The sequence below is a fragment of the Serratia sp. PL7 genome, assembly GCF_945957435.1.
In genome coordinates, this window is the sequence record NZ_CAMFLB010000004.1 from 297300 (window position 1) to 312282 (window position 14983).

Consider the following 14983-nt stretch of genomic DNA (forward strand, 5'->3'; position numbering starts at 1 on the left):
GAGCAGTAAAAAATGCCAAAACGTACAGACATAAAAAGCATCCTGATCCTCGGCGCGGGTCCGATCGTTATCGGCCAGGCGTGTGAGTTCGACTACTCGGGCGCCCAGGCGTGTAAAGCGCTGCGCGAAGAGGGCTACCGCGTCATTCTGGTCAACTCCAACCCGGCGACCATCATGACCGACCCGGAGATGGCCGACGCGACCTACATTGAGCCGATCCACTGGGAAGTGGTGCGCAAGATCATCGAAAAAGAGCGCCCGGATGCGGTGCTGCCGACCATGGGCGGCCAGACGGCGCTGAACTGCGCGCTGGAGCTGGAGCGTCAGGGCGTGCTGGCCGAGTTCGGCGTCACCATGATCGGCGCGACCGCCGATGCCATCGACAAGGCCGAAGACCGCCGCCGTTTCGACGTGGCGATGAAGAAAATCGGTTTGGATACCGCGCGTTCCGGCATCGCACACACCATGGAAGAAGCGCTGGCGGTAGCCGCTGACGTCGGCTTCCCGTGCATTATCCGTCCTTCCTTTACCATGGGCGGCACCGGCGGCGGCATCGCTTACAACCGCGAAGAGTTCGAAGAGATCTGCGAACGCGGTCTGGACCTGTCGCCGACCAACGAGCTGCTGATCGACGAATCGCTGATCGGTTGGAAAGAGTACGAGATGGAAGTGGTGCGTGATAAGAACGACAACTGCATCATCGTTTGCTCCATCGAAAACTTCGACGCCATGGGCATCCACACCGGCGACTCGATCACCGTTGCGCCGGCCCAGACCCTGACCGACAAGGAATACCAAATCATGCGCAACGCCTCGATGGCGGTGCTGCGTGAGATCGGCGTTGAAACCGGCGGCTCCAACGTGCAGTTCTCGGTTAACCCGAAAACCGGCCGCCTGATCGTCATCGAGATGAACCCGCGCGTGTCGCGCTCTTCGGCGCTGGCGTCGAAAGCCACTGGCTTCCCGATCGCCAAGATCGCCGCCAAACTGGCGGTGGGCTATACCCTCGATGAGCTGATGAACGACATCACCGGCGGCCGCACTCCGGCGTCGTTCGAGCCGTCCATCGACTACGTCGTGACCAAGATCCCGCGCTTCAACTTCGAGAAGTTCGCCGGCGCCAACGATCGCCTGACTACCCAGATGAAGTCGGTCGGCGAAGTGATGGCCATCGGCCGCACTCAGCAGGAGTCGCTGCAGAAAGCGCTGCGCGGTCTGGAAGTGGGCGCCACCGGCTTCGATCCGAAAGTGAGCCTGGACGATCCGGAAGCGCTGACCAAAATCCGCCGCGAGCTGAAAGACGCCGGTTCCGACCGCATCTGGTACATCGCCGACGCCTTCCGCGCCGGTCTGTCGGTCGACGGCGTCTTCAACCTGACCAACGTCGATCGCTGGTTCCTGGTGCAGATTGAAGAGCTGGTGCGCCTGGAAGAGCAGGTAGCCGAAGCGGGCATCAATGGCCTGGACAAAGACTTCCTGCGCACGTTGAAGCGCAAGGGCTTCGCCGATGCGCGTCTGGCCAAGCTAGCCGGTGTCGCCGAGAGCGAAATTCGCAAGCTGCGTCACAGCCACGGTCTGCATCCGGTGTACAAGCGCGTGGATACCTGCGCGGCGGAATTCGCCACCGACACCGCCTACATGTACTCCACCTATGAAGAAGAGTGCGAGTCCAACCCGACCAACGACCGGCCGAAAGTGATGGTGCTGGGCGGCGGGCCGAACCGTATCGGCCAGGGCATCGAGTTCGACTACTGCTGCGTGCACGCCTCGCTGGCGCTGCGCGAAGACGGTTACGAGACCATCATGGTCAACTGCAACCCGGAAACCGTCTCCACCGACTACGACACCTCCGACCGCCTGTACTTTGAGCCGGTAACGCTGGAAGACGTGCTGGAAATCGTGCGTATCGAGAAGCCGAAAGGCGTTATCGTGCAGTACGGCGGCCAGACCCCGCTGAAGCTGGCGCGCGAGCTGGAAGCTGCAGGCGTGCCGATCATCGGTACCAGCCCGGATGCCATCGACCGTGCCGAAGACCGCGAGCGCTTCCAGCAGGCGGTCAACCGCCTGGGCCTGAAGCAGCCGGCCAACGCCACCGTCACCGCCATCGAGCAGGCGGTAGAGAAGGCGGCGGGCATCGGCTATCCGCTGGTGGTGCGTCCTTCCTACGTGCTGGGCGGTCGGGCGATGGAAATCGTCTATGACGAAATCGACCTGCGCCGCTACTTCCAGACCGCGGTCAGCGTGTCCAACGATGCACCGGTGTTGCTGGACCGCTTCCTGGACGACGCGGTGGAAGTGGACGTCGATGCTATCTGCGACGGCGAGCGCGTGCTGATTGGCGGCATCATGGAGCACATCGAGCAGGCGGGCGTGCACTCCGGCGACTCCGCGTGTTCGCTGCCGGCGTACACCCTGAGCCAGGAAATTCAGGACGTGATGCGTCGTCAGGTGGAAAAACTGGCGTTCGAGCTGCAGGTGCGCGGCCTGATGAACGTGCAGTTCGCGGTGAAAGACAACGAAGTCTACCTGATTGAAGTCAACCCGCGCGCCGCGCGTACCGTGCCGTTCGTGTCCAAAGCGACCGGCGTGCCGCTGGCCAAAGTGGCCGCGCGCGTGATGGCGGGCAAAACGCTGGTTGAGCAGGGCGTGACCGAAGAAATTATCCCGCCGTACTACTCGGTGAAAGAAGTGGTGCTGCCGTTCAACAAATTCCCGGGCGTCGACCCGATTCTGGGGCCGGAAATGCGCTCTACCGGGGAAGTGATGGGCGTAGGCCGCACCTTCGCGGAAGCCTTCTCCAAAGCGATGCTGGGCAGCAACTCGGGCATGAAGAAGCAGGGCCGCGCGCTGCTGTCGGTGCGCGAAGGCGATAAAGCCCGCGTGGTCGATTTGGCCGCCAGCCTGCTGAAGCAGGGCTTCGAGTTGGATGCCACCCACGGCACCGCGGTGGTGCTGGGCGAAGCGGGCATCAACCCGCGCCTGGTCAACAAGGTGCACGAAGGGCGTCCGCACATTCAAGACCGTATCAAGAACGGCGAGTACACCTACATCGTCAACACCACGGCAGGCCGCCAGGCGATTGAGGACTCCAAGCTGATTCGCCGCAGCGCCCTGCAGTACAAGGTGCACTACGACACCACGCTGAACGGCGGCTTTGCCACCGCGATGGCGCTGAAAGCGGATCCGACCGAGCAGGTGACTTCGGTGCAGGAAATGCACGCGCGTATCGGCAAGTAACCGCGCGAGAACGTTATGCCAGGGCGCTGCAGATGCAGCGCCTTTTTTTATTCAGCGAATTTGTCGGCTGGCGTTAAAAATTTCCGCTATCAATCAGTGGGCAAACTGTCACTCTGTGTGATTGGTATATGCTTGGTGTATTGGCAAGAAACGAAGGAACGACGATAACAATGATTCTGATAATTTATGCTCACCCGTATCCCCGGCATTCGCATGCCAATCAGCGCCTGCTGCAGGCGGTGAGGAATCTCCCCGAGGTAGAGGTGCGCTCGCTGTATGAGCTGTACCCCGATTTCAATATCGATATCAACGCCGAGCAACAGGCGCTGGAGCGCGCCGACCTGGTGGTGCTGCAGCATCCGATGCAGTGGTACAGCTTCCCGCCGCTGTTGAAGCTGTGGATCGACAAAGTGCTGGAGCACGGCTGGGCCTACGGCCACGACGGCAATGCGCTGGTGGGTAAAGGCTGCCTGTGGGCAGTGACCAGCGGCGGCGACGAGCACCACTTCGAGCTGGGCGACTTTCCTAACTTCGCTACGCTGGCGCAGCCGCTGCAGGCTACGGCGATCTATTGCGGCATGAACTGGCAACCTTATTTCGCCGTGCACAACACCTTTACCTGCAACGAGCCGGCGCTGCTCGCCGCCGGCGAAGCCTACCGCCAGCGGTTGGTTGACTACCTGATGGAACATGCCGAAGCGGAAACCCGGGAGGCCAGCCATGGATAACCATCACATGATGATCGAGGGACTGATCTACCTCGGCTCCGCGGCGCTGTTCGTGCCGATCGCGGTGCGACTGGGGCTGGGCTCGGTGCTTGGCTACCTGATCGCCGGCTGTATTATCGGCCCCTGGGGGCTGAAGCTGGTGTCGGATGCCGAGTCGATCCTGACCTTCGCCGAGATCGGCGTGGTGCTGATGCTGTTTATCATCGGCCTGGAGCTGGATCCCAAGCGGCTGTGGACGCTGCGCGCCTCGGTGTTCGGCGGCGGCAGCATCCAAATGGTGGGCTGTGGCCTGGCGCTGAGCGCCTTCTGTTACTTCCTCGGCCTCAACTGGAAGGTGGCGCTGCTGATCGGTTTGACGCTGGCGCTTTCATCTACCGCCATCGCCATGCAGGCGATGAGCGAACGTAATTTGACGCCGTCGCCAATCGGCCGCAGCGCGTTTGCGGTGCTGCTGTTCCAGGATATCGCGGCGATCCCGCTAGTGGCGATGATCCCGCTGCTCGCCAGCAGCGGCGCCACCACCACGCTGGGCGCTTTCGTACTGTCGGCGGCCAAGGTGGTGGGCGCGTTGACGATGGTGGTGCTGCTCGGCCGCTACGTCACCCGCCCGCTGCTGCACTTCGTCGCCCGTTCGGGCATGCGCGAGGTGTTCAGCGCCGTGGCGCTGTTCCTGGTGTTCGGTTTTGGCATCCTGCTGGAGATGGCCGGACTGTCGATGGCGATGGGGGCGTTCCTCGCCGGGGTACTGCTGGCGAGCTCGGAATACCGTCACGCACTGGAGAGCGATATTCAGCCGTTCAAGGGGTTGCTGCTGGGGCTGTTCTTTATCGGCGTTGGCATGTCGATTGACTTCGGCACCCTGTTCCATCACCCGCTGCTGATCGCCTCGCTGCTGCTGGGCTTTATGTTGATCAAGGCGGCGCTGCTGTGGCTGATTGGGCCGCTGCTCGGGGTGCCGAAGCGCCAGCGCGGCCTGTTCGCCATTCTGCTGGGCCAGGGCAGTGAGTTTGCCTTTGTGATTTTCAGCGCCGCGCAGCTGGCCGGCGTATTGCCGGTCGAATGGGCCAAATCGCTGACGCTGGCGGTAGCGCTGTCGATGGCGGCCACGCCGCTGTTGTTGGTGATCGCCGCGCAGCTGGAAAAAAATGCGCCGAAAGAGGAGCGCCCGGCTGACGTCATCGACGACGAGAATGCCAGCGTGATCATTGCCGGCTTCGGCCGTTTCGGCCAGATCGCCGGCCGTTTGCTGTTGGCCAACGGCGTGCACACCGTGGTACTGGATCACGATCCGGACCATATTGAAACGCTGCGCAAATTCGACACCAAGGTGTTTTACGGCGACGCCACGCGGGCCGATCTGCTGGAGGCCGCCGGCGCCGCTCACGCCAAGGTGCTGATCAACGCCATCGACGATGTGGAAGACAGCCTGGCGTTAACCGAGCTGGCCAGGCAGCACTTCCCGCATCTGAAGGTGGTGGCGCGGGCGCGCGACGTCGATCATTGGTATCAGCTGCGGCAGCTAGGGGTGGAAAAACCGGAGCGCGAAACTTTCGAAAGCTCGCTGCGCATCGGCCGTGAAACGCTGGAACTGCTGGGGCTGGACGCCTATGAGGCGCGCGAGAAGGCGGACACGTTCCGCCGCTATAACCTGAAGATGCTGGAAGACACGCTGGAGAATTATCAGGATACTGAATTCCGTATCGCCAGCCTGCAGCGAGCCAAGGAGATGCTCAGTGCGGCCATCGAGCAGGATCAGAATCGGCTGTCGCGGGTGCAGCAGACCGGCTGGCGCGGCAGTATCGACGGCAAGGCGCCGGAAGATGAGGTGGTGGAAGCCAAAGGATAACAGCAGGGGCGCCGTAATGGCGCCCCGTTTTTTTGCTTAGCTCAACGCGACCTTGATCCCTAAGGCGATCAGCATGCCACCCAGCAATTTGTCGACGACCTTCTGCGTCTTTTCCAGCCCGCGGCGCACCGGCCCGCTTTGGATCAGGAACACCAGCAGCGGCCACCAGATGACCGACAGGCCGAGAATAATCCCCGCGTACCACAGCTTGTCGCCCAGGCCGGAATCGATCTGCAGCACCTGGGTAAATACCGCCAGGAAGAACAGGGTGGCTTTCGGGTTCAGCAGGTTGCACAGGTAGCCTTGCGCAAAGGCGCTCTTCAGGCTGACCTGCTGCTGCGGCAGATTGCTGACGTTCATTTTGCCGCCGCCGCGCGACAGCAGCGCCTGGATGCCGATCCACACCAGATAGACCGCCCCGGCGTATTTCAGCAGGTTAAACAGCCACGGCGTGGTGGTGATCACCACCGCCAGCCCGGCGACGCAGTAGGACATGTGGGTGGCGACACCGCATATCACGCCGAATGCGGTCATCATGGCGGCTAGCCGAGGATAGCGGGCGGCGTTTTTGATCACCAGGAAAAAATCCGGGCCGGGGGAGAGCATGCCGAGGGCGGCAATGCCGGCGACGAACAGCGAAGTTTCAAGCATGGGAGCGTCTCGCGCAAAAGACAGAGTTCTGGCGATAATAACGCCGCTTCCTCTGATGCGCATCAACCCAATGAGGTATTGTTAGGCTCTATGATAATAATTCATCTACCGCCAGCGACGGAGCACCATGCAGCAGACTACCGCCACAGAGAGGCCGGAGCCGCACCGGCAACAGCGTGAAATTACCCGCTTGTGCATTCAATGCGCGCTGCTGCTGTTGCAGCACGGCGCCGAGAGCACGGTGGTGGAACAGCTGTCGACCCGCCTGGGGTTGGCGCTGGGGATGGACAGCGTGGAAAGTTCAATCTCCGCCAATGCGGTGGTGTTGACCACCCTCAGCCACGGCGCCTGCCTGACCACCACCCGCAAGAATGTCGATCGCGGCATCAATATGCAGGTGGTGACCGAAGTGCAGCATATCGTGATCCTCGCCGAGCATCGCCTGGCGGATGCGCACGACGTGGCGCGTCGCTTTGAAAGGATCCGGCCGCTGCGCTACCCGCGCTGGCTGGTGGTGCTGATGGTGGGCCTGTCCTGTGGATGTTTCAGCATGCTTAACGGCGGCGGCGGCGACGCCTTTTTGGTGACCTTTATCGCCAGCGGCGCGGCGATGCTGGTGCGCCAGATCCTCACCGCCCGCCAGATGAATCCGCTGATCAATTTTTGCCTGACGGCGTTTGTCGCTACGTCGATATCTGGGCTGCTGCTGCGCCTACCGGTGTTTAAAGAGACCTCGAGCGTGGCGATGGCCGCCAGCGTGCTGTTGCTGGTGCCGGGCTTCCCGCTGATCAACGCAGTGGCCGATATGTTTAAGGGGCACGTCAACACCGGGCTGGCGCGCTGGGCGATGGCCAGCCTGCTGACGCTGGCCACCTGCATCGGGGTGGTGATGGCGATGTCGCTGTGGGATCTGCGGGGGTGGTCATGACTCTGCTGTGGGCATTGTTGCAGGAGATGCTGTTGGCGGCGGTACCGGCGCTGGGCTTCGCCATGGTGTTCAACGTACCGCTGCGTGCGCTGCGCTATTGCGCGTTGCTCGGGGCAATCGGGCGCGGCTCGCGCATGTTGATGATGCACGCTGGCATGAATATCGAGTGGGCGTCGCTGCTGGCGGCGATCCTGATCGGTATCATCGGCATCTACTGGTCGCGCTGGCTGTTGGCGCATCCGAAGGTGTTCACCGTGGCGGCGGTGATCCCGATGTTCCCCGACATTTCCGCCTATACCGCGATGATAACTGTGGTAGAGATCTCGCATCTTGGCTACAGCGAAGCCTTGATGGAGACCATGATCACCAATTTCCTCAAGGCCAGTTTCATTGTAGGCGCGTTGTCGATCGGCCTGTCGTTACCGGGCCTGTGGCTGTATCGCAAACGCCCCGGCGTGTGAAATTTCCCGGCGGGCGATCGTTGGTTATTAGATATGCTGATAAGAGCTATCTTATATATTCATCTTGCTTGATTAGCCTATCGACGGCACTCAGGCCTTTACGTATAGTGTCACCAATTTTGCTGCCTACACAGGGTTAAACAATGATTATCAGCCTGATCGCTGCCTTGGCGGCGGATCGCGTTATTGGCATGGAAAACGCCATGCCGTGGCACCTGCCGGCGGACCTGGCGTGGTTTAAACGCAACACGTTGAATAAGCCGGTTATTATGGGCCGCAAGACCTTCGAGTCCATCGGCCGCCCGCTGCCGGGCCGCCACAATATCGTTTTGAGCAGCCGCCCAGGTAATGCCGCCGGGGTGACCTGGGTGACCTCGCTGGATGAGGCGCTGGCCGCCGCGGGTGAGGTGGAAGAAGTGATGGTGATCGGCGGTGGGCGCATCTATACCCAGCTGCTGCCGCGCGCCGATCGCCTGTACCTGACGCACATCGACGCCGAAGTCGGCGGCGATACTCACTTCCCGGATTACGAGCCGGACGAGTGGGAAACCACGTTCAGCGAATTCCACGACGCCGACGAGCTGAATTCGCACAGCTACTGCTTCGAAATCCTGCAGCGCCGCTGATTTCAGCGCGTTAGCCAGCTATCCCCGGGGGCGCAAGCAATTGCGCCCCCGGTCTTTTTGCGCCGGTCATTCGTAACCTTTCCGTCACATTACCTGATTAGTATGAAGCCCAACTCCGAGCGCCACGGCAACTCTGGTGAATCTTGACCGCGGCGCCATAACTAAAAAGGTAACCACGTTATGACCAAGCAAATTGAGCAATTAGACGCCGACCGCCTGATCGATCCCACTCGCCGCAAGCTGCTGCTCGGCAGCGCCGGCGCCGTCGGCCTGGCCGGTTTTCTCGGCGGCGGCATCTGGTCGGTCTCCGCCGAGGCGTTAGCCGAGGATCTGCCGCCGAACACGCTGCTGGGTTTCCGGGGCATCGCCGCGTCTACCGCCGATGAAGTGACGATAGCGCCAGGCTACCGCGCCGAGGTGCTGATCTCCTGGGGCGAGCCGCTGGTGGACGGCGCGCCGGCCTTCGATCCGCAGGGCAACAACAGCGCCGCCGATCAGGAAAAACAGTTTGGCGACAACAACGATGGCATGAGCTTCTTCCCTATCGATGACAATCACGGCGTGATGGCCATCAATAACGAATACGTTAACGAGCAGTACCTGTTCGCCCACGGCGGCGCCAAGGCCACCAGCCTGGAAGAGGTGCGCAAATCGCAGGCGGCGCACGGCGTCTCCATTGTCGCGGTCAAGCGGGTCGGCGACGGCCAGCGCTGGGCGGTGGAGCGCCCGTCGCGCTATAACCGCCGCATCACCGCCAACAGCGAGATGCAATTCAGCGGCCCGGCCGCCGGACATCCGCTGTTGCAGACCGCCGCCGATCCGAGCGGCCGCAAGGTGCTGGGCACGTTCGGCAATTGCGCCAACGGCAAGACGCCGTGGGGCACCTACCTGACCTGCGAGGAAAACTTCGACACCTATTTCGGCACCCGTCAGGCCGATTATCGAACCACGCCGGAACAGAAGCGCTACACGCTGAAGGTCAACGAACCGGAGCGCAACTGGCCGGACTATGACGAGCGCTTCGATGTGGCGAAGAACCCCAACGAATTCAACCGCCACGGCTGGATCGTCGAGATCGATCCGTTGAATCCGACCTCGACGCCCATCAAGCACACCGCGCTCGGCCGCTTCAAACATGAAAACGCGGCGGTGACCGTGGCCAAAGACGGCCGTCTGGTGGTGTATATGGGCGACGACGAGCGCGGTGAACATATCTATAAGTACGTTTCCAAAGGCGTGGTCGACGCCGCCAATCCGGCCAACAATCGCACGCTGCTGGACGAGGGAACGCTGTACGTGGCGCAGTTCGACGGCGACGAAGCCGGCACGCCGCTGAAGGGCAAAGGGCGCTGGATTGCGCTCGAGTTCGGCAAGAACGGCCTGACGCCGGAGAACGGCTTCCGCGACGAGGCCGAAGTGCTGATCTTCGCCCGCAAGGCGGCGCAGCAGGTCGGCGCCACCAAGATGGATCGCCCTGAGTGGATCGCGGTCAACCCGCATGACGGACGCGCGTACTGCACGCTGACCAACAACAGCAAGCGCGGCGAGGAAGGGATGCCGTTGAACGCCGCCAACCCGCGACCGAACAATATCTACGGCCAAATCATTCGCTGGGACGAGGGCGGCGACGCCACCGCCGACGTCTTCGCCTGGGACATCTATGCGTTGTGCGGCAACCCGATCGCCCACCCCGAAGGCGTCAACCGCGGCACGCCGAATATCACGGCGGAAAATACCTTCAACAGCCCGGACGGGCTGGGCTTCGATCGCGCCGGCCGCCTGTGGATCCTCACCGACGGCAAGTACAGCAACAAGGGCGATTACGTCGGGCAGGGCAACAACCAGATGCTGGTGGGCGATCCGGTCAGCGGCGAGATCCGCCGTTTCATGGTGGGGCCAAAGTCCTGCGAACTGACCGGCATCACCTTCACCCCGGACTACAAGACGATGTTCGTCAACGTACAGCATCCGGGAGAAGAGGGCGATTCGCACTTCCCGAACAACAGCCCGTGCCCGCGTTCATCGGTGTTGATGATCACGCGTGAAGATGGCGGAGTGATTGGAGCGTAAGGCGGCAATCAATACAGAACAAAGGCGGCCACCGGGCCGCCTTTATCGTTTCAGGATGCGGCTAATCTGCCGGCGTGGTCAGGCGCTTCGCCGCGATTGGCGGGTTGCGTGAAGTAACGGCGGTCTTCCCAGCGCAGCATCGTCAGATCGCCGCCCCAGCAGCAGCCGGTATCCAGCCCGATCACGCCCTCCGGCGTACCCTTGCCTTCCAGCGAGGCCCAGTGGCCGAAGATGATGGTGTATTCCGGATCCACCAGGCGCGGCAGCTCGAACCACGGTTTCAGCGGCGCCGGCGCGCTGCCCGGCGCATCTTTGCAGATCATGTCGAGCTGGCCGTTGGGGAAGCAGTAGCGCATGCGCGTCAGCGCATTGGTGCTGAAACGCAGGCGCGCCAGGCCGCTCAGCTCCGGCGCCCAGTTGTTCGGCATGTCGCCGTACATGGCGTCGAGGAACAGCGGATAGCTGTCGCTGCTCAATACCGCCTCCACTTCGCGTGCGCACATTTTCGCGGTGTCGATGTCCCACTGCGGGGTGATGCCGGCGTGGGCCATCACCAGCTTTTGCTCATCATCCACCTGCAGCACCGGTTGGCGGCGCAGCCAATTGATCAGTTCGTCGGCGTCCGGCGCTTCCAGCAGCGGCGTGATGCGATCTTTGGGTTTGTTGCGGCTAATGCCGGCGTAAACCGCCAGCAGGTGCAGATCGTGGTTGCCCAGCACCATGCGCACCGCCGGGCCGAGCGAGCGCACATAGCGCAGCACGTCCAGCGAGGCGGGGCCGCGCGCCACCAGATCGCCGGTCAGCCACAGTTGATCGCGCTCGGGATCGAAAGCAGCCTGAGCCAGCAGCGACTTCAGTTCATCGAAACAGCCGTGAACGTCGCCGATAAGGTATGTCGACATAGTTAATGGATCAGCGTTGGAATGGCTAAGCGGAACACGGGAATAGCGGTGCGGAACGGCTGACCCTGATGGTCCACCATTTCGTAATGGCCTTCCATGGTGCCCAGCGGCGTTTCCAGAATGGCGCCGCTAGTGTACTGAAACTCGCCACCGGGCGGAATGACGGGCTGTTCGCCGATCACGCCTTCGCCCTGGACTTCGGTCTGACGGCCGTTGCTGTTGGTGATCAGCCAGTAACGGCCCAACAGTTGCACGTCGGTCCGCCCCAGATTGCGGATGGTGATGGTATAGGCGAAGACGTAACGCTCTTCTTCAGGGATCGACTGTGATTCCACATAGATGCTCTGAACCTGAATACACACGCGGGGCGAATCAATCATGACAACAACTCCTTATTGCTGCGGCGCCGGATTGGCTGACAGCCAGTTCGCCAGCTTGCAGTACTGCGCCACAGAAATATTTTCTGCTCTGAGCGAAGGATCGACGCCCAGCTCCGTCAGCTGCTCCGGCGTGAACAGGTCGCCCAGGCTATTGCGGATGGTTTTCCGCCGCTGGTTGAATGCCTGCGTGGTGATGCGGCTCAGCATGCGCACGTCGCCCACCGGGTTCGGCAGCTCGGTGTGCGGCACCAGACGCACCACGGCGGAATCGACCTTCGGCGGCGGCGCGAACGCGGTCGGCGGCACTTCCAGCACCGGAATGACGTTGCAGTAGTACTGCGCCATCACGGTCAAACGCCCGTAGGCCTTGCTGTTCGGGCCGGCCACCAGACGGTTGACCACCTCTTTTTGCAACATAAAGTGCATGTCGCGGATTGCCTGAGTATAGCTGAAAAGGTGGAACATCAGCGGCGTCGAAATATTGTACGGCAGGTTACCAAATACGCGCAGCGGTTGGCCAGCTTCCTCGGCCAGTTCGGCGAAATTCACCGTCATGGCGTCCTGCTGGTGGATGGTCAGCTTGTCTTTCAGGCGCGGGTGGTTCTCCAGCCGGGTGGCCAGATCGCGGTCCAGTTCGATCACCGTCATGCGGTCCATGCGTGCGCCGACCGGCTCGGTCAACGCGCCGAGGCCGGGGCCGATCTCAACCACCGCTTCGCCCGGCTGTGGGTGAATGGCGGAGACAATGCTATCGATGACAAACTGATCGGTTAAAAAGTTTTGTCCAAAGCGTTTGCGGGCAAAGTGCCCTTGGTGGACTCTGTTATTCATTACAATTAATTATCATTTTAATGGCGAGATTCAGGGCCGTTTGGAAACTGCCGACATCGGCGGTGCCGGTGCCGGCCAGTTCCAGAGCGGTACCGTGGTCGACCGAGGTGCGTATGAAAGGCAAACCGAGGGTGATATTCACCGCGCGGCCGAACCCTTGGTATTTTAGCACCGGCAGCCCCTGATCGTGATACATCGCCAGCACCGCATCGGCATCTTGCAGATATTTGGGCTGGAACAGGGTGTCCGCCGGCAGCGGGCCGACAAGATGGATGCCGTCAGCGCGCAGCGCGTCGAGCGCCGGGATGATGGTATCTATCTCTTCGTGCCCCATATGGCCGCCTTCCCCGGCGTGGGGATTCAGACCGCAAACGTAAATGTGCGGCTGGGCGATGCCAAATTTGGTTTTCAGATCGTGGTCGAGGATGCGGATGACTTCGAACAGGCTCTGCTGCGTGATGGCGCCCGGCACCGCCAGCAGCGGCAGGTGGGTGGTCGCCAGCGCCACGCGCAGCTCTTCGGTCGCGAGCATCATCACCACGCGATCGCAGCGGCTGCGATCGGCAAAGAATTCGGTATGGCCGATAAACGGCACGCCGGCGTCGTTGATCACGCCCTTGTTCACCGGGCCGGTGATCAGCGCCGCGAACTCGCCGTTCAGGCAGCCGTCGCAGGCGCGCGCCAGGGTTTCCACCACGTAGGCGCTGTTGCCGACGTTCAACTCACCGGCGGTAACCGGGTGAGCGAGCGGGACCGGTAGCACGGTCAGCGTGCCGGCGCGTTGCGCTTCGGCCGGTTGCTGCGGCTGGTAGTCGCGCAGCGTCAGCGGCAGGCCCATACGCTTGGCGCGTTCAAGCAGCAGGGCCGGATCGGCGCACACCACCAGCTCAACAGGCCAATCCTGTTGCGCCAGCGCGGCTACCAAATCCGGCCCCACCCCGGCGGGTTCGCCGGGGGTAATGACGACGCGTTTATTGCTGTGCATCGCTGCCATCGAGGATCTTCACGTAAGCCTGGGCGCGCTGTTCCTGCATCCAGGTCTGCGCTTCTTCAGCGAACTTACGGTTGAACAGCATACGGTAAGCACGGTCTTTTTGCGCAGCGTCGGTCTTATCCACCTGACGGGTATCCAGCAGCTGGATCAGGTGCCAACCGAAGGAGGAGTGGACCGGCGCGCTGATTTCACCCTTGCTCAGCTTTAGCAACGCATCGCGGAAGGCCGGATCGTAGATGTCCGGGGAAGCCCAGCCCAGATCGCCGCCTTGCATCGCAGAACCCGGATCTTGCGACAGCTGTTTGGCTTCGTCGGCAAACTTGGCGCGGCCGCTCTTGATCGCTTCCGCCACGGATTGCAGTTTGGCGCGAGCCTGGTCGTCGGTCAGCACCACTGAAGGTTTCAGCAGGATGTGACGGGCGTGCACTTCGGTGACCGACACCGACTGGCTGGCGCCGCGAATGTCGTTCACTTTCAGGATGTGGAAGCCGACGCCGGAACGGATTGGGCCGACGACGTCGCCTTTCTTGGCGCTCACCAGACGTTCCGCGAACAGGGTCGGGATTTCTTGCAGTTTGCCCCAGCCCATGTTGCCACCTTTCAGCGCCTGAGAGTCGGCGGAGTAGGTGATCGCCAGCTTGCCGAAGTCGGCGCCGCTGTTGATCTCACCCACCAGACGTTTGGCCAGCTCTTCGGCTTTGTCGACCTGCTGCTGCGACGGGTTTTCCGGCAGCGGGATCAGGATGTGGCTGATGTTCATTTCGGTGTCGCTGCCGTTCTGTGCGCCCACCTGTTTGGCCAGTGCGTCCACTTCCTGTGGCAGGATGGTGACGCGGCGGCGCACTTCGTTGTTACGCACTTCGGAGATCAGCATCTCTTTGCGGATCTGCGCGCGGTAGGTGTTGTAGTTCAACCCTTCGTACGACAGGCGGCTGCGCAGCTGATCGACGCTCATCTTGTTTTGCGCGGCGATGTTGGCGATCGCCTTGTCCAGATCGGCATCGGACACGGTGATGCCCATTTTCTTGGCCATCTGCAGCTGGATGTTATCCATGATCAGGCGTTCGATGATCTGATGGCGCAGCGTCTTGTCGTCCGGCAGTTGCTGGCCGGCCTGCTGGGCGTTGAGCTTGACTGACTGCAACAGACCGTTGACGTCGCTTTCGAGTACCACGCCGTTATCCACGACGGCGGCGACTTTATCCACTTCTTGGGGTGCTGCGAACGCGGCATTGGCGCAAACCACCAATCCGAGAATAAGCGTTCTCCAGTTCTTCATACATTTCCCATTATGTAATCCGCAAATGCGGGTGAAAGTTCTCGTTTTCA

General features: G+C 61.6%; 13 protein-coding genes. 7 read left to right on the forward strand and 6 right to left on the reverse strand.

The features are described 5' to 3' along the window. Window positions 1–12 precede the first annotated feature (12 nt). The 3 genes from carB to kefC all read left to right on the forward strand — a co-directional run bounded on the left by carB (window position 13) and on the right by kefC (window position 5811). Window positions 13–3237 carry a carbamoyl-phosphate synthase large subunit gene (gene carB, locus N6G83_RS21630; RefSeq protein ID WP_142590890.1) on the forward strand — a complete coding sequence of 1075 codons (3225 nt, stop codon included), beginning with the start codon at window positions 13–15 and terminating at the stop codon, window positions 3235–3237. Window positions 3238–3407: 170 nt separating this feature from the next. After that, entirely contained in the window at window positions 3408–3965 is a 558-nt protein-coding gene (kefF, locus tag N6G83_RS21635; protein WP_260515863.1) for a glutathione-regulated potassium-efflux system oxidoreductase KefF, read from the forward strand. Further along, window positions 3958–5811 carry a glutathione-regulated potassium-efflux system protein KefC gene (gene kefC / locus N6G83_RS21640; protein ID WP_025301535.1) on the forward strand — a complete coding sequence of 618 codons (1854 nt, stop codon included), beginning with the start codon at window positions 3958–3960 and terminating at the stop codon, window positions 5809–5811. The genes kefF and kefC overlap by 8 nt, the downstream gene beginning before the upstream one ends. A 36-nt stretch (window positions 5812–5847) precedes the next feature. Here the strand turns inward: kefC and N6G83_RS21645 are convergent, their stop codons facing one another. After that, window positions 5848–6462, reverse strand: a complete 615-nt coding sequence (locus N6G83_RS21645) for a LysE family translocator (protein ID WP_025301536.1) — start codon at window positions 6460–6462, stop codon at window positions 5848–5850. A 127-nt stretch (window positions 6463–6589) separates the two neighbouring features. On the opposite strand from N6G83_RS21645, the gene N6G83_RS21650 reads away from it, so the two are divergent. The 4 genes from N6G83_RS21650 (at window position 6590) to N6G83_RS21665 (ending at window position 10547) form a co-directional block, all read left to right on the forward strand. Beyond that, a complete protein-coding gene (locus tag N6G83_RS21650; protein ID WP_043135990.1) occupies window positions 6590–7390 on the forward strand; it encodes a threonine/serine exporter ThrE family protein in 801 nt (266 codons plus the stop codon). Beyond that, on the forward strand, window positions 7387–7851 hold the full coding sequence (locus N6G83_RS21655) for a threonine/serine exporter (RefSeq protein WP_260515860.1): 465 nt from the start codon (window positions 7387–7389) through the stop codon (window positions 7849–7851). The genes N6G83_RS21650 and N6G83_RS21655 overlap by 4 nt, the downstream gene beginning before the upstream one ends. Window positions 7852–7994: 143 nt before the next feature. Next, complete coding sequence (gene folA, locus N6G83_RS21660) at window positions 7995–8477, forward strand: type 3 dihydrofolate reductase (RefSeq protein ID WP_025301539.1); 483 nt, start codon at window positions 7995–7997, stop codon at window positions 8475–8477. Between the two features lie 180 nt (window positions 8478–8657). Further along, window positions 8658–10547, forward strand: a complete 1890-nt coding sequence (locus tag N6G83_RS21665; protein ID WP_142590888.1) for a PhoX family phosphatase — start codon at window positions 8658–8660, stop codon at window positions 10545–10547. A gap of 50 nt (window positions 10548–10597) precedes the next feature. Here N6G83_RS21665 and apaH read toward each other — a convergent pair whose 3' ends face one another. The 5 genes from apaH to surA are packed head-to-tail and all read right to left on the reverse strand — an operon-like array spanning window position 10598 to window position 14933. Then, a complete protein-coding gene (apaH, locus tag N6G83_RS21670; protein WP_043135986.1) occupies window positions 10598–11449 on the reverse strand; it encodes a bis(5'-nucleosyl)-tetraphosphatase (symmetrical) ApaH in 852 nt (283 codons plus the stop codon). A gap of 2 nt (window positions 11450–11451) precedes the next feature. Further along, the gene (apaG, locus tag N6G83_RS21675) at window positions 11452–11829 is read right to left on the reverse strand and encodes a Co2+/Mg2+ efflux protein ApaG (RefSeq protein WP_016929119.1); all 378 of its coding nucleotides are present in this window, start codon (window positions 11827–11829) and stop codon (window positions 11452–11454) included. Between the two features lie 12 nt (window positions 11830–11841). Beyond that, window positions 11842–12660, reverse strand: a complete 819-nt coding sequence (rsmA, locus tag N6G83_RS21680) for a 16S rRNA (adenine(1518)-N(6)/adenine(1519)-N(6))-dimethyltransferase RsmA (protein WP_025301542.1) — start codon at window positions 12658–12660, stop codon at window positions 11842–11844. Beyond that, complete coding sequence (gene pdxA / locus N6G83_RS21685) at window positions 12653–13645, reverse strand: 4-hydroxythreonine-4-phosphate dehydrogenase PdxA (RefSeq protein WP_060448277.1); 993 nt, start codon at window positions 13643–13645, stop codon at window positions 12653–12655. The genes rsmA and pdxA overlap by 8 nt, the downstream gene beginning before the upstream one ends. After that, entirely contained in the window at window positions 13632–14933 is a 1302-nt protein-coding gene (gene surA / locus N6G83_RS21690) for a peptidylprolyl isomerase SurA (RefSeq protein ID WP_025301544.1), read from the reverse strand. Before surA ends, pdxA begins: the two co-directional genes overlap by 14 nt. Between the last annotated feature and the right edge of the window lie 50 nt (window positions 14934–14983).